Source organism: Anaerostipes hominis (ex Lee et al. 2021) (genome assembly GCF_002270485.1).
In the GTDB taxonomy this organism is placed as follows: domain Bacteria; phylum Bacillota; class Clostridia; order Lachnospirales; family Lachnospiraceae; genus Anaerostipes; species Anaerostipes hominis.
This window is the reverse complement of sequence record NZ_NQOG01000005.1, coordinates 13,046-30,853: the sequence shown is the minus strand read 5'-3', so window position 1 is coordinate 30,853 and position 17,808 is coordinate 13,046. Positions and strand designations below refer to the sequence as shown.

Here is a 17,808-nt window from a genome sequence, read left to right as displayed (position 1 = left end):
GTTACACCTCGATTTCCACAATCCTTTTTGCCCACATTCCTGCAGTGACTAAAACAATCAGACAAACCGTCGACAATATCACGCCTCCCGGCGAGTCATACAGAACCTGAAAATATCCCGGGTTCATGAGACGCACATACAAAAGGACAAAAAACGGCATCACAGACATGATTTTCTGTTCCATCCTTTTGGAAGACACCATCGTAAGGATTTCTTCTTTCACCTGTATCTTCTGGTTCATATGCTCCACCGACTTTTTAATGATCTGGATCAGATTCCCTCCGTTTCTCTTAATTATCCACAGCACCTGTGCAAACTGCACTGCTTCATCCACACCAAGCCTTAAAGCCATCTTGTCCATCAACACTTCGATAGGCTGATTCACCTCCAGTCCCGCGCACACCAGAGAGAGTTCCTGTTCCAGCACACTTTTCTTATCTCCATTGACTGTTTTCAAATCATCTCTTGCGGCCCTCACAGCGTTTTCCAGGGAGTATCCCGCGCTCAGACTGTTATAGACGGAGAGCAGCATCTCTTTGAATTCCAGCCTGGCCTGTCTGATCCGCAGCTTTCTCTCCTCTCTGGCCTGGTACAGCATATATGGGAAGCAAAACACGGCATAGAGGAGCCCGAGCCAGATCCGGTCATAAAAGAGATAGCATACTATAAAAAACAAAATCATTCCCTGTGCCGCTTTGAACGCAGCCTTTCGTATATCAAACACTTCAAGGATGTTTACCTCCTTGATTCTGCTGAGATAATAGTTCTTTATAAGCCTCATACTGACCATACTCCCTAAGTTTTTTCGTATTGTTAAGTGATCCGGCAAAACAGAGCCCTTTTTCCTGATCATACGTAAACAGTTTTGCAAGCTTCACCTGACCGTTGTGAATTCCAAGAATCTCATCGATCTCCATCAGCTTTCTGCTGCCGTCTCTGACTCTGCCGAGATGAATGATAATATCAATGGCAGATGCGATCTGTCCCCTTATGGCTGAGACCGGCATATCTACTCCCATGAGAACCATTGTTTCCAGGCGCCTGAGCATATCTTCCGGGCCGTTTGAGTGTCCCGTCGAAATGGAGCCGTCATGTCCAGTGTTCATGGCATTCAGCATCGACAAAGCTTCCTCACCGCGCACTTCCCCCACGATGATCCGGTCGGGTCTTGACCTGAGCGCTGCCTTAATCAGCTGTGCAATCGTAATCTGGTTCTCCCCGGCAATATTAGCATTTCTCATCTCCAGACGAACCAGGTTTTCAATACCATTGAGTTTAAGTTCGGCCGAGTCCTCTATCGTGATGATCCGTTCATCTTTTGGAATACAGTTTGACATTCCGTTCAGCAATGTTGTCTTTCCGCTTCCGGTGCCTCCTGAAATAAAAATGTTATATCTGGCCTTCACAAGTATCTCAAGAAACTGCTCCGTAAAATGCGTAAAGGCTCCTTTTCCCCTCAGCCATTCCATCGTCATAGGTTCCCCCGCAAACTTTCTGATCGTCATAGCGGCACCGTTTAAGGAGACCGGCGGCAGCATTACATTCACCCTTGAACCGTCGGGGAGCCTGGCATCCACTATGGGATTCGTCTCATTGACGATACGGTTGGCCCCTGCCACGATCTGCTGGATCACCTGATACAGCTTCTCTTCGGAAGAAAACTTCTTATGACATCTCCTGAGCTTTCCGCCGATCTCAACAAATACATTTTCATATCCGTTGATCATGATCTCCGTGATCGAAGTATCGTCCAGCAGCTCCTGGAGAATATCAAGTCTGCGCAGAGAGTTATAAACCTCTTTCAGCAGTTCGAACTTGTACTTCAGCGGCAGATACCCTTCTTCCGACATCCGCTGCAGTTCTTCTTCTATCAGTTCCAGGAGCTGTCTGTCGCTTATATCGCAGATGAGGTCAGCCCTCTGAAGAACTCTTTCTTTTAATATTTCTCTGCAGGACATCTCGTCCTGTCTGCTCGGTTCTGTGTCTTTGATAAATATACCTCCTTCCAGTGCAGTGTTGAAAGTACAGGGTGCTGTTTTGAAAGCTCTTTAAACCCCAAAAACCGGGAATCCTCTATATCTTCTTCCCAAACAGGAAGATACAGACAGTCACACAATGAGAACAGTTCAAAATCATAAATACAGGCGGTACTCATATCTAATACGGCGGATATGCCTGCTTCCCCCAGCTGCTGAAAAAACCATCGGTAATCTTCCCCGGACATGTCCTTATAGTCCAGAAAACATCGGGCAGAGTCTATCCTTTGGACTCCGTCAGTGCCGGCGGTCAGACTGTATGCATAATCAATGATGCCCTCTCTCCTGGCCTTTACCGCAAACAAAAGGTCCTCCATGCTCCTGTTATAAACGGCATAACCAAAGGACTCCATGCCTAAAAACAATGCATTGAGTTTTTCGGCGGTCTCAAGTGCAAATCCGGTCCGCTTCAGATTATCGGAAGGAGAGTAGACACCCGTGACACCGCCTGAACTCAGACCTTTCGGCCTGAAAGCTGCATAGGCCTCCTTCACGATCTCCTTTGCACTTCCATACCGGCATGCCTCCTGTGTGGAATCTTTCTTTAAGTAATAAACCGGTACTTTACTATCGATCTGTGTTCCCTCCTCAAGAATTAAACCTTTCACATCCTGACTGCCGGTAAATTCTGTGAGTGCTTCTAAAGAAGCAAACGCCGCCGCTGTGAGAGGATACTCTTTCTGCCGGTTGATATACTCCATCAGCCGTTTTCCATAAACAGCGTCTTCATCATAGATGCCGATAAAAATATGGCTCATAGGCACTCCTTCCATGCACACAGCATCAGATACCCGATCATCACTGCCGTGGTAAAATGAATTTGATTTTTCTCTTTCTGAGGGGAATAAGATGGATACGTCATAAACTTTCTTTCATGGATACAGCGGAGCAGATAGAAATAGAAACAGACAAGACGCGGAATCAGACTTCTGTCAGATAACATCTGAAACAGAGAAAGAACACCTCCGGCTGCAAATGATACCGCCACAAGATATATGTTTAATCCGCCGAGGAACAGTCCTGTGACAGCAAAGAGCTTGATATCTCCCGCACCAAGGACACCCATGCAAAACAGCGGATATAAAAAAACAGCAGGGCACAGACACCCCAGCAGGACTTCCTGTATGCCATAGCCGCGAAACGGCAGGAGCAAAGCTCCAAGAATCAGTCCAAACAAAATAAAATAATTCGGTATCCGGAATGTGGTGAAATCCCATATAACCGCGGCTGTGAGATAAAATAATAATACCATAGGCCTCCCTCCTATGGTATTATTTTACAATTATTCTTTATGATTGTAAAGCAGTTTTTTGTAAATAATTGTTTATTATTTTTATATATTCTTTACATTCCAGGCATCCTTTTTCTCTCATGATTCTCATAAAATGAGATCCGATGATCACCCCGTCTGCCCCATGGCTGCACACAGCCTTCACGTCTTTTAGCGTCTTTATGCCAAATCCCACATAGACAGGCAGGGCTGTATTTTTTTTTAAAAAATGAACAGTCCGTATATATCCGTCCGGCGGGCGCGAAAAAGATCCGGTCTTCCCATTTCCGCTCATGACATATGCAAAGTTTGCATTCTCAGCCAGTAGTCCGAGCATTTGAACTTCCGTCATAGTTTCATTATATATCTGAACCGGTTTCATCCCGCTATCTGCCCTTATCACTTCATCCACACATAAAATGCCGTCGTATAATTTTCTGTCCAGTTCAGATAAACAAAACTTTTCCATACCCTCCTTATACGTCATTAGTATGATACGGAATTTATACTCTCTCCGTATTTTCTGCAGCCACCTTACGATCTTTTCCCTGCCAATTCCTGAATCGAGCACCTGCTTGTGGCTTTGCCTGATCAGATCACCGTCCAGAAACGGATTCCCGACCGGAATTCCCAGCTCCAAAACAGGAACTTTTTCCTCATCCAGCATATCCAGCATTTGAAAAAAAGTATTTTCATCAGGATAGCCAATGGTCATATACAATACAAGATCTTTCATCTAAATGCCTCCCAGAAGTTTTAAAAGTCCTCCTAAAAGCGGTCCGTATAAACAATAGTCAGTCTCACTTAATATTCTCATGATCGGAGCATAAGTTCCGATCATTGGAAGCAGGAGTGCCTGGCCTATGATCAGAATCAATCCGTTCAAAAATGAACCTGCAAACGCACCCCGGATCCCGCCTGTGGAGTTTCCAAAAATAGCCGTAACCGCCCCTGTAAAGAATGTAGGGATCAGAGCCGGAAACACAACGACCGGATAATTGACTGCTCCTAAAATCCCCATGCCGATAAATCCTGCGGCCAGGCTCACCAAAAATCCAAAAATAACGGAAGTTGGATAATTGGGAAACAGCAGCGGCACATCCAGTCCGGGAACTGCGTTCGGAATTACCTTATCTGCAATTCCATGGAATGCAGGGATGATTTCTGACAAAAGCATTCTCACACCGGTGATGATCACCGTAATCCAGAGTCCAAACTGTAAACCGTTCAGCAGGGAAAAACTGATGATATCTCTGCCTTGACTGACCTGCTGCACAACCCATCCCGGACCGCTGATCAGAGAGATTACGAAAAACATCAAGGTCATTACGACAGTAAGTGCAATCGTCATTTCTCTCAGGAAATTTAATTTCTTCGGTATTTTAATATCCTCCAGATCCTTTTCTTTGTTTCCCACAAGTCTGCCGATCTTTGCAGCCAGCCAGATACCGCAGGAACTGGAATGTGCCAGGGTAAATCCTTCCCCTCCCTTGATATTTTTCATCAGAGGTGCCACGTAGGCACATGTAAAGGTCATATAGCACCCTAACAGGACGGCTCCTATGAGAACTAATGGTATAAAGCTTAAATTTGTCCCAAATTTTAATGCCGCCGCAATCAGCCCGGAAAAGAAAAATGAGACATGGGCAGAAAGATGTACATACTTAAATTTCGTAATTCTCGCCAGCAAAATATTCATCAGAAATCCAAGGGCAAAGATCAGGGCCATCTCACTGCCTATGTCCCCAAGGCTTTCTGCCTGTGCGGCTCCCAGATCCTGTACTTTTACCTGGAGACGGAAGACTCTTATGAGCATGGGCTGAAGAGGAAGCAGTGCAGCCCCAAGCGTCTGTCCTCCTGTATTGATCAGCAAAAATCCAATCATTGTCTTAACGGTGCTTGCAACGATTTTAGACATCTCCGTTTTTTGTACGAGCATTCCCAGAAAAACGACCATTCCTATGACAAACACCGCCTGATTAAAGACGTTGTTGATCAGGTACATTAATATATCCATATTTTATCCTTTCTCTAATCACTGTCTATATTTCTTTTATTGTTCTTAAAAGCTGTTCTTTCAGATAAGACTTGTCCATCATATTATCGATCCTCACGATTTTCGCTCTGGAAGCATGAAGAAGGTCTGCAAAATCAGATGTGGTGATCACAATGTCAAAGGTATCGGGATTGACAGAACCGATGTCTGCCGCCTCCACATTTGCTTCAATCCCTTCTTCCGACAGACTCTGCTGCGCATACAGACGCATCATCATGCTGCTTCCGACTCCTGCTCCGCACACTGTCACTATATTTAACATAAGGCTGCTCCTTTCTTTACAACATCCATAATCTCTTTGGGCGATCCGGCCTTTAAGATCAACTCTATTTTCTCCCTGTCATTTAATATCTCTACCAGCTCCGAGAGTGCTGTCAGATGTGTCTGGTGATCGACTGCGCAAAGGCCTATGACAATTCTCACAGGATCATTGACCTTATGGCCGAATACGACCGGCTCTTTCAATGTCATAAGGCTGATCCCGATCTTTTTTGCACCGCATTCAGGCCTTGCGTGAGGCATGGCGATTCCGGGTGCAATCACGATATAGGTACCGTTTTCCTTCACATTTTGGATCATCGCATCTATATAGCTCTCCTCTGCAAACCCCTGGCTGCATAATAGCCGTCCGCTCTCCCTCACCGCTTCATCTCTGGTTTTTATTTCTGCATTTGTTTCAATCAAGTCTTCGTTTAACACTTCTATCAACATTGGATCTCTGTCCTTTCCTTCCGTAATTAACTCTGTGGTTTCGGATTTAAAATACTGTTCCAGTTCTCTTTTCAGTCCTGCTTCATCCCTGATCATTCCATGACGTTTCATAATTTCCAAAATTTCATGTACGCTGATTTTTGTGTCGATGGAACCGAGCTGTTCGCTCAGCCGGTCCATGTCATTTTTACTCAGAACCGGACTGACTTTTATAATTTTTACATTGTCCCGGATTAATTCCACCGTAGAAATGATCAGATCGACTTTCTGACTCCTTAAAATGTCATCCACCTTTCTGGCCGGAAAAGCCCCCAGCAGGGAAATTTGAAATCTGCTTTTCAGCTGGGATAAAAGCATCTGTGATGTGCTTGTCCCCGTACTGCATACCACCATAACCCGGGGAAGCCTTTTCTTTTTCTTCTTCTGCCTCTCCAGTGCTGCCGCAAAACAGATCGTCAGAAACGAGACCTCTTCTTCGGGAAATAAAATTCCCAGGTCCTGCTCTGCCAGACAAATCTGGTCCATTACTTTTTCATGAATGAATCTAAAATTTTCCATGACATACTCATACATCGGATTGTCAACAGGCATGCCGCAGAGGATTCTGTAATACGCAGGCCTCAAATGTGCCAGCAGCCCATAAAACAGCTGCCGGTCCTGCATCAGTTCTGCATCAAGTTCTGCTTCCATGGCTTTGATCAATTTTCTGACTATGATCTGAAGAGGCAGCCACTGGTTCACAATCTTGCCGAAATTCTTTTCATCCTGCAGGCTGCTTGCTATAAAAAGTGATGAAAGATATGCCTTTTCCTTTTCTGAAAAATAAACACCGAATTTTTTCTCAAGTCCCCTTCCCCTTCTTGCAATGATCTGAAATTCATTTGATTCCTCCAGGCCTGGATAGAGGAAGTCTTCCTCTATTTCTCTGCCATTTCGAATCCTATATACAGAAAATCCGAGAGAAAAGACAATCCGGCCGTAAGCTTCATCGGACAGCCTTGTGTGAAGTTCTTCTTCCAGGTCAGAGACGGTTTGGATCAGCTTTACCGCTTCGTCTTTTCCTATGATGGTGCCCCATAAATTCAGCTCATTGATCAGATTTTTCCCCTGTCTTTCTTCTGTAAGGCACGCAGTCCACGCAGCTCTTACGGAATGTTCTTCCCCTTCAATGCAGATCCCCCTGTATGGATAAGTTACCAGTTTAAGCTCATGTCTGCCCATCCAGCTCTTTACTTTTTTCAAGTCATTGACGATCGTATTCCTTGAATATTGAAAGTGATTGGAAATCTCATCGATGGTAATATAATCAAGAGATTCTAAAAGGTAACGAGTGATCTTAATGCTCCGCTCCCTGGGAGAAATATTTTGGTCCTCCCCGCTCCAGATCATTTTCTGAAGTCTCCTTTTTTCTTGATTGTCCAAACGCAGTATAATTCCTTTGCTTTTTTCTCTGTCCAGATTAATAAAACCGTTTTCACAAAGAAAGTCGCTGATCTGATTCAAGTCATTGTAAGCGGTCCTCATACTGATGGAAAATCTCCGCGAAAGATCTTTCACCGTGATGTATTGATCGTCATTTTGTATTAAGAACAAGAAAATAGTTTTTAATCGATTATTCACCCTTTCTCCCTCCTTAAAACCATTATAAGATTGTATGAAAGGCCGTGCAAAACCAAATATTTTCAAGATGGACTGCAGATGTCTGAACACCAAAAAACTGCACTGAAACGTGCAGTTTTTAATAAATAGAATATAACTTAGATTAATAGTTTTTTATCACTATTGGAGGAACGCATTTCAAAGCGTGACGAAAATAGTGGTAAAAAACTCACACGATGCATCCCAGCACATAAAGCACCACGACGCCGGGCAGGCCCAGGAGTGCTCCTGTTCCGATGGAAGCTATGTTTAAATCCACAGGTGCATGAATTCCATTTTTCTGACAATAGATGTGGATAAAAAATACAAGAGCCGAGCAGAACCCTCCTCTCGCCAGCAAGACCAGGAGGTAGGACGGCCTCTTTAAGATTCCGTAAAGCACACAGAGGCCGCAGCCCACCACCATTATGTATAAAAGCATCTGATTCTGATCCATAAAAAATCCCTCCTTATGTCCAATATATGTAGACATAAAGAGGGTTAATCCACTTTTCTATGATTAGCTGAAAATTCCTTTAATGGTATCTACGAATCCTGAAAACCAGCTTTTCACCTTATCAAAAAATCCGCTGTCGTTGAGTTTGTTATAAATATCTTTTGCCTGTTCCTTCAGCTGATCCACATTTAAATTAAGGTCTGATATCTTATCCATCAGCTCCTGAATCTTCTGGCGGTCTGCATCGGAAAGATTGATTTCCAAATCCTTTGCAGACTCATCGATGGCTTTTCCGATTTCTGCCGGAGTCTTTAAACTGTCCTCAGCAACCTTCTGTTTTACATCGGCGATCAGTTTTTCCGCATCTTCTTTTCCGATGCTCTCAGATACCTCACCTGTTGTGATCAATTCGTCAGTTGCAGCATCCTTGCTCTTTTCGGGAATCTTTTTTCCGGTCATTTCCTCATAGGACTTCATGACGCCCACCAGTGCCGCTGTTCCGGATATTTTAAACGGCCCGGCCACCTTCACCTCTGCGTCTTTAATCCCCGCAGTGACAAGGGCATTCTTATACATCCCTTCCGTACAGTATGTAATATTTTCTGTGGTAACATTGACACCGCTTCCGCCGTCGGTCTTTTTGACTGTGACAGACGATAACGCCCTGCTGCCTATGACCTTGCTTGAAAGATAATCGCCCAGATATTCATGTTCCTCTTTATTTGTAACTGTAATCAACGTATAACTGCTTGTGTCGCTCACACCGAGCAGTTCCAGTACTGTCTGTTTTTCTTTTGAACTGAGATCTGCCCCTAATGCCAGATACTGATCGCTGTCTATACTGTCCGCTTTAACAAACTTAGACGGCCCCCATGAAAATGTCATGACCGCAGCCAAAGCCAGAGCTGCCGCCCTGAATAAAACTTTTCTTTTTCCCATCTTAATTTTCCTCCGTAAATTATTCTTACCTGTTTAGTTTAACATATCGGTCCCTTATAAATAGCAATAAAAAGCTTATTTTTTTCTTACACTTTTGTTCACAGTTTGTTCATAATCTTATCAAATTCCGCTCACATTTTCCGCTTATACTAAAATCATAGTAATTAAACAAATTTGATTGCTAGGCTTTTAAAATTTTTTCATAACCGGCCGGGAGCTTTACGGTTCCCGGCCTCCTCTCCGTCTAGGCGGATTTTTTTCGTTTCCTGATGCAGATCACTGCAAACACAATCCATCCCAGGGCTGTTAAAATGACCCCTTCTTTAAATCCTTCAGGACAGTATTTAAGCTCAATCTCATGCTTTCCTCCAGACACATCCACACATAGAAATGCATTTCCGATTGACTTTGCATCTGTCTCTTTTCCGTCCACAAGAACCTTCCAGCCCTTATCATACGGGATTGAGAAAAATACCGGTCCTGCCTCTGACATATTTACAGAGCCTTTCAGCATGCCGCTTGAAGACTCTCTCAGATGAAATGCCTGTTCCTGCATTTTCCCGTACAGGTCTTTCATGGAATCCTCGTCTAAAGATGCCAGAGTGACTCTCACCACGCCCGACATAAGGTCATCTTCTTTCAGTTTCATGTTCACAGTGATACGATCACCCTTTTTTAAATCTCCCAGATAAATGCACTGTGCATTCAGCCTGCCGCTTATATATATCTCATTGTTGCGGTAAATGGCGGTATCTTCCACCTGGCTTCCGTCGAAATGAAAATAAAGCTTTCCGTCTTCTGTGACCGGGATCTCAAATACCATGTTGTCGGAAAGACTTGCGGTATTTTCAAAGACATACTCCCCATCATTGCTCTGAGTAATCTTGCAGGCGTTGGTTTTTGGCTGTTCTGTCTTGATCATGTGAAAAATATCATTTCCCCCGAACGCATCACCGGACAGTCTGTTCTGTACGAGGAACGGATTAACGTCGTCATACTTCCATTTGTACGCTGACTCTTTCATACCGTATCCAACCGCCGTAGAATATGGGTTCTCATATACATTTACATTGCCGATGCGGTCCAGATATTGAAATTCTGTGGTATTCGTATCCGATGTCCTTAACAAATTATACTTCACTCCGAGAAGATTATTGGTAAAAGGGGTTGCCCCCTCATACAGGTACTCATTGATTCCCGTATAAAATCCCAGGTCGTCCATGATATCCACTACACTGCCGAGGGCCGTGGACCCAAACATGGTGACTCCGTTTAATGTATGCCAGATGCTCTCATCGAGCATTTTGCCCTTGACCAGTTCCATTCGCCGGTCCGGACCTGTTTTGTATTTGTCCTTTACCTTCTGGATATCTTTTGTATCCCCGAAATATTCAGTGACCAGCACCTGGCCGTTCTCAGAAAAGCCGTAGACTGCCATCCCGGCTGTTTCTATGGCCAGCAGAACCGAGCATATGGCAATCATCCCTTTTCTGGACAGCGTTTTTCTGTCGTACACAGCAAATACCAGGAGATACACGAAAATCGCTGCCGTTGTCAGTGCCAAAACTTTGCGGTCAAAGGCTTTTGTATTCAGGAGGCCTGAGATCCCAACTGACATACAGAAGATGCCGCAGGCAATACAGAGCTTCCATGCCTGTTCTCTTCCTTCCCTCTTGATGACCAGTAGTCCGTCATAGGCCATAATGAGCAGAAGAAAAATATATAAATATGCAAACCGGTTTGGTATTCCGTACTGATTGTGAAATCCGTGCCATATATAGCCAAGGAACGGCATATTAAAGCTGAAAAACAAAAGTATCAGAAGCATTGCACGTTTTATTTTTGTCTTCCAAGAAATCCGTGAGGCCATGAAATAGAACAGCACGAAGATCAGTGTCAATATCCCGCAGTAGAGATTAATCTCCCCGTCGTTGACAGAGTTGGTAATCGGCGCAGTCCCCAGGAAATGCCGGCAGTAGAGATCCGCAAAATTCCCATACCAAAGTTCTTTAGGAAAATCCCATTTTGCAGATGAGGTTTTCATTATTCCCAAATATGCCGGAAGCAGGACGGCCCCCGCCATCATTGCCGACAAAACAGAATATCCTGCAAATTTCAGACCGTTTACAAAAAAGTCTTTCACTTTTTTATGGTCATACATTAAATACCACAGTATGAGAAACAGACATGTCATGAAAGACATGTAAAAATTACAGAGCAGGGAGAAAAACAGGGCAGCACAGTAAAGCCTTCCGTCCCGCTTCTTTATCAGCCGGTCTATGCCCGCAAGGATCAGCGGAAGCATCATCATGACTTCCAGCCACATGATATTCCAGCTGTACCCCACGATATAACTGCTCAGGGCATAACAAATTCCAAATGCAGTGATGCTCATATCCTGCCTTTTTTTATCTCTGGATCTGAAATAATATGCCGCACTCAGCCCGCACAGGGCAATCTTTATAATATAGAGATGACTGAGAACCATGTTCAGCATTTCTTTCGGAAAAAGTACAATAATAAGGTTCAGCGGACTGGAAAGATAATACGCCCACAGCCCCAAAAAGTTGAAGCCGAGGCCGCCATGAAAAGAATAAAACAGGCTGTCCAAAGACCTGAGCTTCTCATGATAATCCGCAAAAAATGGAAGATACTGATGCAGTGCATCCACGATCAGAAAGGAGTTGTTCCCAAAGGGTTCTACTTTCATTATGACTGCAATTCCTTCGAGGATGAAAAACGGCGCAAGGAATGCCCATATTAAATATTTATTCCGTCTATAAAAATTTCTTCTTTTTGGCATCTTCTCTCTTCCACCTCCTGATCCGACGGTTAATTCCCATAATCATATCATATCGCTTTTTTAACATGGATATGACACTGCCGTGTGTAAGTTCGGTAACATTTCCGCCGTGCCTGCGGTACAGTAAAAGAACGTCTTCTAAAAATACCGGGTTCCCAAGCTGTTCAGCGAGAAGCCCGATCCACTGGTCATGAATCCAAATGGAATCCGGAACAGGAAGAATGCGGTTTAAGATATCCCGCCGAAATGCCATACAGCATCCTATATAGGAATTCTTTTTTATGTTCTTCCAAAATCCCGGACCGCTGTCCCTCCACTGAAATGTCGTCTCATCCAGAGGTTTTAATCCCTCATTAGAAATCTGCGCATTGTGGACTGCCACCGTGACATCCGGGTCTTTAAAGCAGGCTGTCACTTTCTCAACCTTTTGGGGCAGCCAGACATCATCCTGGTCGGCCAAAAAAACCAGATCTCCCGTGCAGTGAAGCAGACCGTTCTGAAAATTTTTTACCACTCCCTGGCCCGGGCCTCTGATCAGTTTTAAACGGCCGTCATTTTCAGCCATCTCCCTGAGCAGTTCCCCGGAACCGTCCTGATCGGAATCCACGGAAATGATCAGCTCATCTTCTGCTCCAAGCTGTCCTAAGATCGATTCCGCCTGTTCCTTTATATATTCTTTCCCATTATAATAAGCAATGACAACTGAATTTTTCATTATGTTTCCTTTCTTTATACCGCCGCATCCCCAGCAGTTCCCCGTCGGCGTTCTGCGCTCATTATATCATACCCCGAAAAAACATGAAATCTTTTCCTCATGCATTTCCCGTTCTTACTTCAACACATTAAAGCAGTAATTTACTATTGTCTTATGAGATTTTATCCTGTATAATGTTATCGATAAAAGTCCAAGCAAAACAAAATACTGAAGTATTGTTTCAAGGAGGATACACAATGTCATATGTAGATGAAGTAATTGAGAAAGTGGTTGCCCAGAATCCGGCTGAACCGGAGTTCCATCAGGCAGTCAAAGAAGTACTGGAATCTCTTCGCGCAGTCGTAGAGGCCAATGAGGAGAAGTTTAGAAAAGAGGCTCTGTTAGAGCGTCTTGTCAATCCGGAGCGCCAGTTCAAATTCCGCGTGCCTTGGGTAGACGATAATGGACAGGTACAGGTAAACACCGGTTACCGCGTTCAGTTCAACAGTGCCATCGGACCTTACAAAGGCGGACTGAGACTTCATCCGTCTGTAAATCTTGGAATCATTAAGTTCTTAGGTTTTGAACAGATCTTTAAAAATTCCCTTACCGGTCTTCCGATCGGCGGAGGAAAAGGCGGAGCTGATTTTGATCCTAAAGGAAAATCAGACAGAGAAGTTATGGCATTCTGCCAGAGCTTCATGACGGAACTCTGTAAATATATCGGTGCCGACACAGACGTCCCTGCCGGAGATATTGGTACGGGCGCCCGCGAGATCGGATATATGTTTGGACAGTATAAAAGAATCCGCGGAGTATACGAAGGTGTGCTCACAGGAAAAGGATTATCTTACGGCGGATCTCTGGCACGTACAGAAGCTACCGGATACGGACTCCTCTATCTGACAGACGAAATGCTCAAATGCAACGGCAAATCTCTCAAAGATGCCACCATATGTATTTCCGGTTCCGGAAACGTTGCAATCTACGCTGCCCAGAAAGCACAGCAGTTAGGTGCCAAAGTCGTAACTGTCTCTGATTCCACAGGCTGGATTTATGACAAAGACGGAATCGATGTAGATTTATTAAAGGATGTAAAAGAAGTGAAGCGTGCCCGCCTTACCGAATATGCTAAGGCCCGTCCAAGCGCAGAATACCACGAAGGAAGAGGCGTATGGACCATTCCTTGTGATGTTGCCCTGCCATGTGCAACTCAGAATGAATTAGATATCGAAGATGCAAAAACATTGGCTGCAAACGGATGTTTCGCAGTCGCAGAGGGTGCAAACATGCCTACCACCCTGGAGGCAACAGAATACCTTCAGGCAAACAATATCTTATTTGCTCCAGGAAAAGCTGCCAATGCCGGCGGTGTTGCTACATCTGCACTGGAAATGTCCCAGAACAGCGAACGTTTAAGCTGGTCATTCGAGGAAGTGGACGGCAAATTACAGAACATCATGGTAAATATCTTCCACAACTTAGACGACGCGGCAAAACGCTACGGCATGGAAGGAAACTATGTGGCCGGTGCAAATATCGCAGGATTTGAAAAAGTCGTTGATGCGATGACAGCACAGGGAATCGTGTAGAATACATACAATTTAATGCAACTAAAAAATACCGGGAACTGTGACTGGTTTCCGGTATTTTATTTCATTTATTCTCTGGATTTTTAAGTACTTTCAGTTCGTCTTGTCTCAGGTAATTCTTAGCAATACCAATATCTTTTTTAATTGGTATCTCTCCGGAAAATGAGGTTAAACCCATAAACGGCTTGTTTGCATCGGCACGTTCATAAATCACTTCTGCAGCAGTATGCCCATGTGCAGCAAAATGAAGTTTATTTTGTAAATAGCTCCAGCAGCCAGAAATAATTTTCTAAAGAAAAAACATGTTGCTCCGAAATTTGCAACATGTTTTTTATAAATAACGTCTTAATCTTTCTGCCTTAAAACACTTTTGCCGTATAAAGATCAGCTTAGTATTAGAAAAACTATCGCAGGTGGCACCTTTGATTTCTAAGCAGCCTGCTCCAGCAGATAATATGTCCATTTTCTACACGATTGGAGTGAGGCATTCTAAGAACCGAACGGAAATCGTGTGGAACATGTCATAATACCTTACTCAAAAATTCTTTCGTCCTGTCTTCTTTCGGATAGTCAAAAATCTGTTCCGGTGTCCCGGCTTCCAGAATGACTCCGCCGTCCATAAACAGGACTCTGTCAGCCACCTCTCTTGCAAACCCCATCTCATGGGTGACAACCGCCATGGTCATCCCTTCCTTTGCAAGCTGTTTCATAACCTCAAGAACTTCTCCGACCATTTCAGGGTCAAGGGCTGAAGTAGGCTCATCAAACAGCATGATATCCGGTGACAGAGCCAGTGATCTGGCGATGGCCACACGCTGTTTCTGTCCTCCAGACAGCTGCACCGGATAGTTGTCCGCCTTGTCGCCGACGCCTACGCGGTTTAGCAGCTCCATGGCCTTCTTCTTAGCCTCGTCTGGCGTCATCATCTTGTGACGAATCGGGGCTAACGTCACATTATCAAGAATAGACAGGTGAGGAAAAAGGTTAAAATGCTGAAACACCATGCCTACCTTCCGGCGGAGTTCATCCACATCAACCCCCTTCTCCATGATGTTCATACCGTCAATGGTAATGTCACCTTTTGTAGGTGTCTCTAAAAGGTTGAGACACCGTAAGAATGTACTCTTTCCGGAGCCGGACGCACCTATGATACAGACACATTCTCCCTTCTCAATGTGGCAGTTGATGCCTTTCAGGACTTCCAGAGAGCCGAAATATTTGTGTAAATCTTTAACGTTTATCACTCTGTCTCAGCCTCCTTTCCACAACCCCTAATACAAGAGTGAGAACCTTTACAACCAGATAATAAATAATGGCTGTTCCGATCAGAGGAGCAAACGCTTCATATGTTCGTGAAGTAACAAAATCCGCAACCTTCGTCAGGTCAACGATGGATACGTATCCCAATATAGCTGTTTCCTTGATCAGGACAATAAACTCATTTCCCAATGCGGGAAGAATATTTTTTACCGCCTGCGGAAGGATGATATCTTTCATTGTTTGTCCATAAGACAGGCCCAGAGAGCGTCCGCCTTCCATCTGTCCATGATCTACTGCAAGGATTCCTGCCCTGATGATTTCTGCGACATACGCTGCACTGTTCAGCCCGAACGTCACCGTACCGACGATCAGTCCGTCTACCCCTTTCAGAACTACAAAATACATGATCAGCAGCTGCGTAACCGTAGGGGTTCCTCTGATAATATCAATATATACATATGCTATTTTAGATAATAATGTACTTTTCCCTCTCCGCTCTGCTGTCATGCGCATCAGTGCAAGAATGGTTCCCAGCGCTACACCCAGGATAATCGCCAGCAGAGATACCAGCAGAGTCATTTTTAGTCCGTCCAGGTACATCAGGTACCGCTGCTCTGCTATAAAAGCCCGATAATATGAATCTAACATGTCAATATCTTACCTTTCCTGTAAACTACTTATCGGAATTATCGATGTATTTTGCTTTGAGCTTATCGTAAGTTCCATCTTCCTTGATTGCCTTTAACTGTTTGTTGATCTCTTTCTTAAACTCTTCGTTTCCTTTCGGAAGTGCCAGGCAGTAGTATTCTGCTCCCGCAGAGTCAATGACTAATTTCAGCTTCTTGCTGTTGTTCTTTACAAATTCCTGAGCAGGCTTTTCATCGATGACAACTGCATCCACTGATCCGTTTTTCAGATCCATGACTGCATCTACACCTTTTTTAAATCTTTTTACCTTTGCCTTCTTTACAATAACTTTTTCTTTTCCCGGCTCACCGAATTTATCTCCGGATGAAATAAGGTCTCCTGTAGTTCCTTCCTGAACACCGATTTTCTTTCCGTCCAGCTGAGACAGTTTTGTAATCTTGCTGTCTTTTTTTACGATGATAGCCTGATTGGATGTATAGTAACTGTCTGAGAAATCTACTGCATTCTGGCGTTCCTCTGTTTTTGTCATTCCCGCTGCAACTACGTTGATGGTCTTGGACTCCATAGAACCGATCAAAGATTTGAATTCCATATTCTGTATCTCGATCTTCTTATCCATGCGCTTCGCAATTTCTTTCATAAGCGCAATGTCGAAGCCGTCAACCTTTTTATTGTCGTCAACGTACTCAAACGGAGGGAATTCCGCATTGGTTCCTACAATGATCTTTTCCGGTATTTTGCTCTCTTCTTTTTTGCTGCATCCTGCAAACAGCATTGTTGCTGCCAATACACCAGCCAGTGCTACGGTTAAAATTTTTCTCATGATCTTCTCCTTCTTAAACTTGATTTAATCGCAATGGTTCTAGAACAATGGTACGACTGCACCTTTGTATTCTTTCTCCATATACTTCTTTACTGCGTCGCTCTTTAGTGCTTTGATCAGAGCCTTGATAGAGTCTTTGTCTTCATTGCCTTTCTTCACTGCAACGACATTTCCGTAGGTCTTTGCTCCGCCCACAGACTCTTCGTCTTCCACTGCCAAGGCATCCTTATTTACTGTCATACCGGCCTGTAAAGCATAGTTTCCGTTGATGACTGCAAAATCCACATCCTTTAAAGAACGCGGCAGCTGTGCTGCTTCCAGTTCTTTGATCTCAATATTTTTCGGATTTTTCACAATATCTTTTTTGGTTGCCGTAAGGGCTGCTCCGTCTTTGAGCTTGATCAGACCCTGTGCTTCCAAAAGTAATAATGCTCTTGCCTCATTTGTAGTATCATTAGGAACTGCGATCACTGCACCCTTTTTCACATCTTTCAGTGATTTTGCTTTCCCCGGGAAAATACCGAACGGTTCATAGTGGATCATTCCAGCGGAAACCAAATCCAGCTTGTGTTCCTTTGCAAAATTCTTCAGATAGGTGATGTGCTGGAAGTAGTTGGCGTCAAGATCTCCTGATCCCAATGCGTTATTCGGCTGTACATAGTCTGAATACTCTTTGATCTCCAGCTTGTAGCCGTCCTTTTCCAGTTCCTTTGCTGCAACCTTCAAGATGTCTGCGTGTGGTGATGGACTCGCACCGACTACGATTGTCTTGTCCTCATTTTTGGAGCTGCCGCACCCGGCCAGCACTCCAAAACAGACAACTGCAGACAGCGCAACTGCTATTAATTTTTTCATTGCTGCTCTCCTTACTTTAAAATAAT

At 44.1% G+C, this 17,808-nt stretch carries 17 protein-coding genes and 1 pseudogene; 1 reads left to right on the top strand and 17 read right to left on the bottom strand.

What is annotated here, in order from left to right; translation table 11 throughout:
• Nucleotide 1: 1 nt before the first annotated feature.
• The 12 genes from CI597_RS06505 to CI597_RS06450 all read right to left on the bottom strand — a co-directional run bounded on the left by CI597_RS06505 (nucleotide 2) and on the right by CI597_RS06450 (nucleotide 12,625).
• Nucleotides 2–781, bottom strand: coding sequence for a type II secretion system F family protein (locus tag CI597_RS06505; protein ID WP_024729239.1), 780 nt, complete (start codon nucleotides 779–781; stop codon nucleotides 2–4).
• Nucleotides 726–1,958: a CpaF family protein gene (locus CI597_RS06500; protein ID WP_024729238.1), complete on the bottom strand. Its 1,233-nt coding sequence runs from the start codon at nucleotides 1,956–1,958 to the stop codon at nucleotides 726–728. Before CI597_RS06500 ends, CI597_RS06505 begins: the two co-directional genes overlap by 56 nt.
• Entirely contained in the window at nucleotides 1,937–2,794 is an 858-nt protein-coding gene (locus CI597_RS06495) for a hypothetical protein (protein WP_024729237.1), read from the bottom strand. The genes CI597_RS06500 and CI597_RS06495 overlap by 22 nt, the downstream gene beginning before the upstream one ends.
• Nucleotides 2,791–3,288 carry an A24 family peptidase gene (locus CI597_RS06490; protein WP_024729236.1) on the bottom strand — a complete coding sequence of 166 codons (498 nt, stop codon included), beginning with the start codon at nucleotides 3,286–3,288 and terminating at the stop codon, nucleotides 2,791–2,793. Before CI597_RS06490 ends, CI597_RS06495 begins: the two co-directional genes overlap by 4 nt.
• Nucleotides 3,289–3,325: 37 nt before the next feature.
• Nucleotides 3,326–4,042, bottom strand: a complete 717-nt coding sequence (locus CI597_RS06485; protein ID WP_095142900.1) for a tryptophan synthase subunit alpha — start codon at nucleotides 4,040–4,042, stop codon at nucleotides 3,326–3,328.
• Complete coding sequence (locus tag CI597_RS06480) at nucleotides 4,043–5,323, bottom strand: PTS ascorbate transporter subunit IIC (RefSeq protein ID WP_095142899.1); 1,281 nt, start codon at nucleotides 5,321–5,323, stop codon at nucleotides 4,043–4,045.
• A 25-nt stretch (nucleotides 5,324–5,348) separates the two neighbouring features.
• A complete protein-coding gene (locus tag CI597_RS06475) occupies nucleotides 5,349–5,624 on the bottom strand; it encodes a PTS sugar transporter subunit IIB (RefSeq protein WP_024729233.1) in 276 nt (91 codons plus the stop codon).
• On the bottom strand, nucleotides 5,618–7,693 hold the full coding sequence (locus tag CI597_RS06470; RefSeq protein WP_235824566.1) for a BglG family transcription antiterminator: 2,076 nt from the start codon (nucleotides 7,691–7,693) through the stop codon (nucleotides 5,618–5,620). Before CI597_RS06470 ends, CI597_RS06475 begins: the two co-directional genes overlap by 7 nt.
• A gap of 208 nt (nucleotides 7,694–7,901) precedes the next feature.
• Complete coding sequence (locus CI597_RS06465; RefSeq protein ID WP_024729231.1) at nucleotides 7,902–8,168, bottom strand: pro-sigmaK processing inhibitor BofA family protein; 267 nt, start codon at nucleotides 8,166–8,168, stop codon at nucleotides 7,902–7,904.
• Nucleotides 8,169–8,231: 63 nt separating this feature from the next.
• Complete coding sequence (locus CI597_RS06460; protein ID WP_024729230.1) at nucleotides 8,232–9,107, bottom strand: DUF1002 domain-containing protein; 876 nt, start codon at nucleotides 9,105–9,107, stop codon at nucleotides 8,232–8,234.
• Nucleotides 9,108–9,351: 244 nt separating this feature from the next.
• The gene (locus tag CI597_RS06455) at nucleotides 9,352–11,910 is read right to left on the bottom strand and encodes a YfhO family protein (RefSeq protein WP_024729229.1); all 2,559 of its coding nucleotides are present in this window, start codon (nucleotides 11,908–11,910) and stop codon (nucleotides 9,352–9,354) included.
• Nucleotides 11,885–12,625: a glycosyltransferase gene (locus CI597_RS06450; RefSeq protein WP_024729228.1), complete on the bottom strand. Its 741-nt coding sequence runs from the start codon at nucleotides 12,623–12,625 to the stop codon at nucleotides 11,885–11,887. The genes CI597_RS06455 and CI597_RS06450 overlap by 26 nt, the downstream gene beginning before the upstream one ends.
• A 236-nt stretch (nucleotides 12,626–12,861) precedes the next feature.
• Here CI597_RS06450 and gdhA point away from each other — a divergent pair, with 236 nt between their 5' ends.
• A complete protein-coding gene (gdhA, locus tag CI597_RS06445; RefSeq protein WP_024729227.1) occupies nucleotides 12,862–14,196 on the top strand; it encodes an NADP-specific glutamate dehydrogenase in 1,335 nt (444 codons plus the stop codon).
• 79 nt (nucleotides 14,197–14,275) lie between these two features.
• On the opposite strand, the pseudogene rhuM reads toward gdhA, so the two are convergent.
• The 5 genes and pseudogenes from rhuM to CI597_RS06420 form a co-directional block, all read right to left on the bottom strand.
• Nucleotides 14,276–14,458 (bottom strand): annotated as a pseudogene (gene rhuM, locus CI597_RS19370) (RhuM family protein); the annotation flags it as partial.
• Between the two features lie 259 nt (nucleotides 14,459–14,717).
• On the bottom strand, nucleotides 14,718–15,440 hold the full coding sequence (locus CI597_RS06435) for an amino acid ABC transporter ATP-binding protein (protein ID WP_024729226.1): 723 nt from the start codon (nucleotides 15,438–15,440) through the stop codon (nucleotides 14,718–14,720).
• Nucleotides 15,427–16,104, bottom strand: a complete 678-nt coding sequence (locus tag CI597_RS06430) for an amino acid ABC transporter permease (protein WP_024729225.1) — start codon at nucleotides 16,102–16,104, stop codon at nucleotides 15,427–15,429. The genes CI597_RS06435 and CI597_RS06430 overlap by 14 nt, the downstream gene beginning before the upstream one ends.
• Before the next feature lie 25 nt (nucleotides 16,105–16,129).
• The gene (locus tag CI597_RS06425) at nucleotides 16,130–16,927 is read right to left on the bottom strand and encodes a basic amino acid ABC transporter substrate-binding protein (RefSeq protein ID WP_024729224.1); all 798 of its coding nucleotides are present in this window, start codon (nucleotides 16,925–16,927) and stop codon (nucleotides 16,130–16,132) included.
• Nucleotides 16,928–16,966: 39 nt separating this feature from the next.
• A complete protein-coding gene (locus CI597_RS06420; RefSeq protein WP_024729223.1) occupies nucleotides 16,967–17,782 on the bottom strand; it encodes a MetQ/NlpA family ABC transporter substrate-binding protein in 816 nt (271 codons plus the stop codon).
• Nucleotides 17,783–17,808 lie beyond the last annotated feature (26 nt).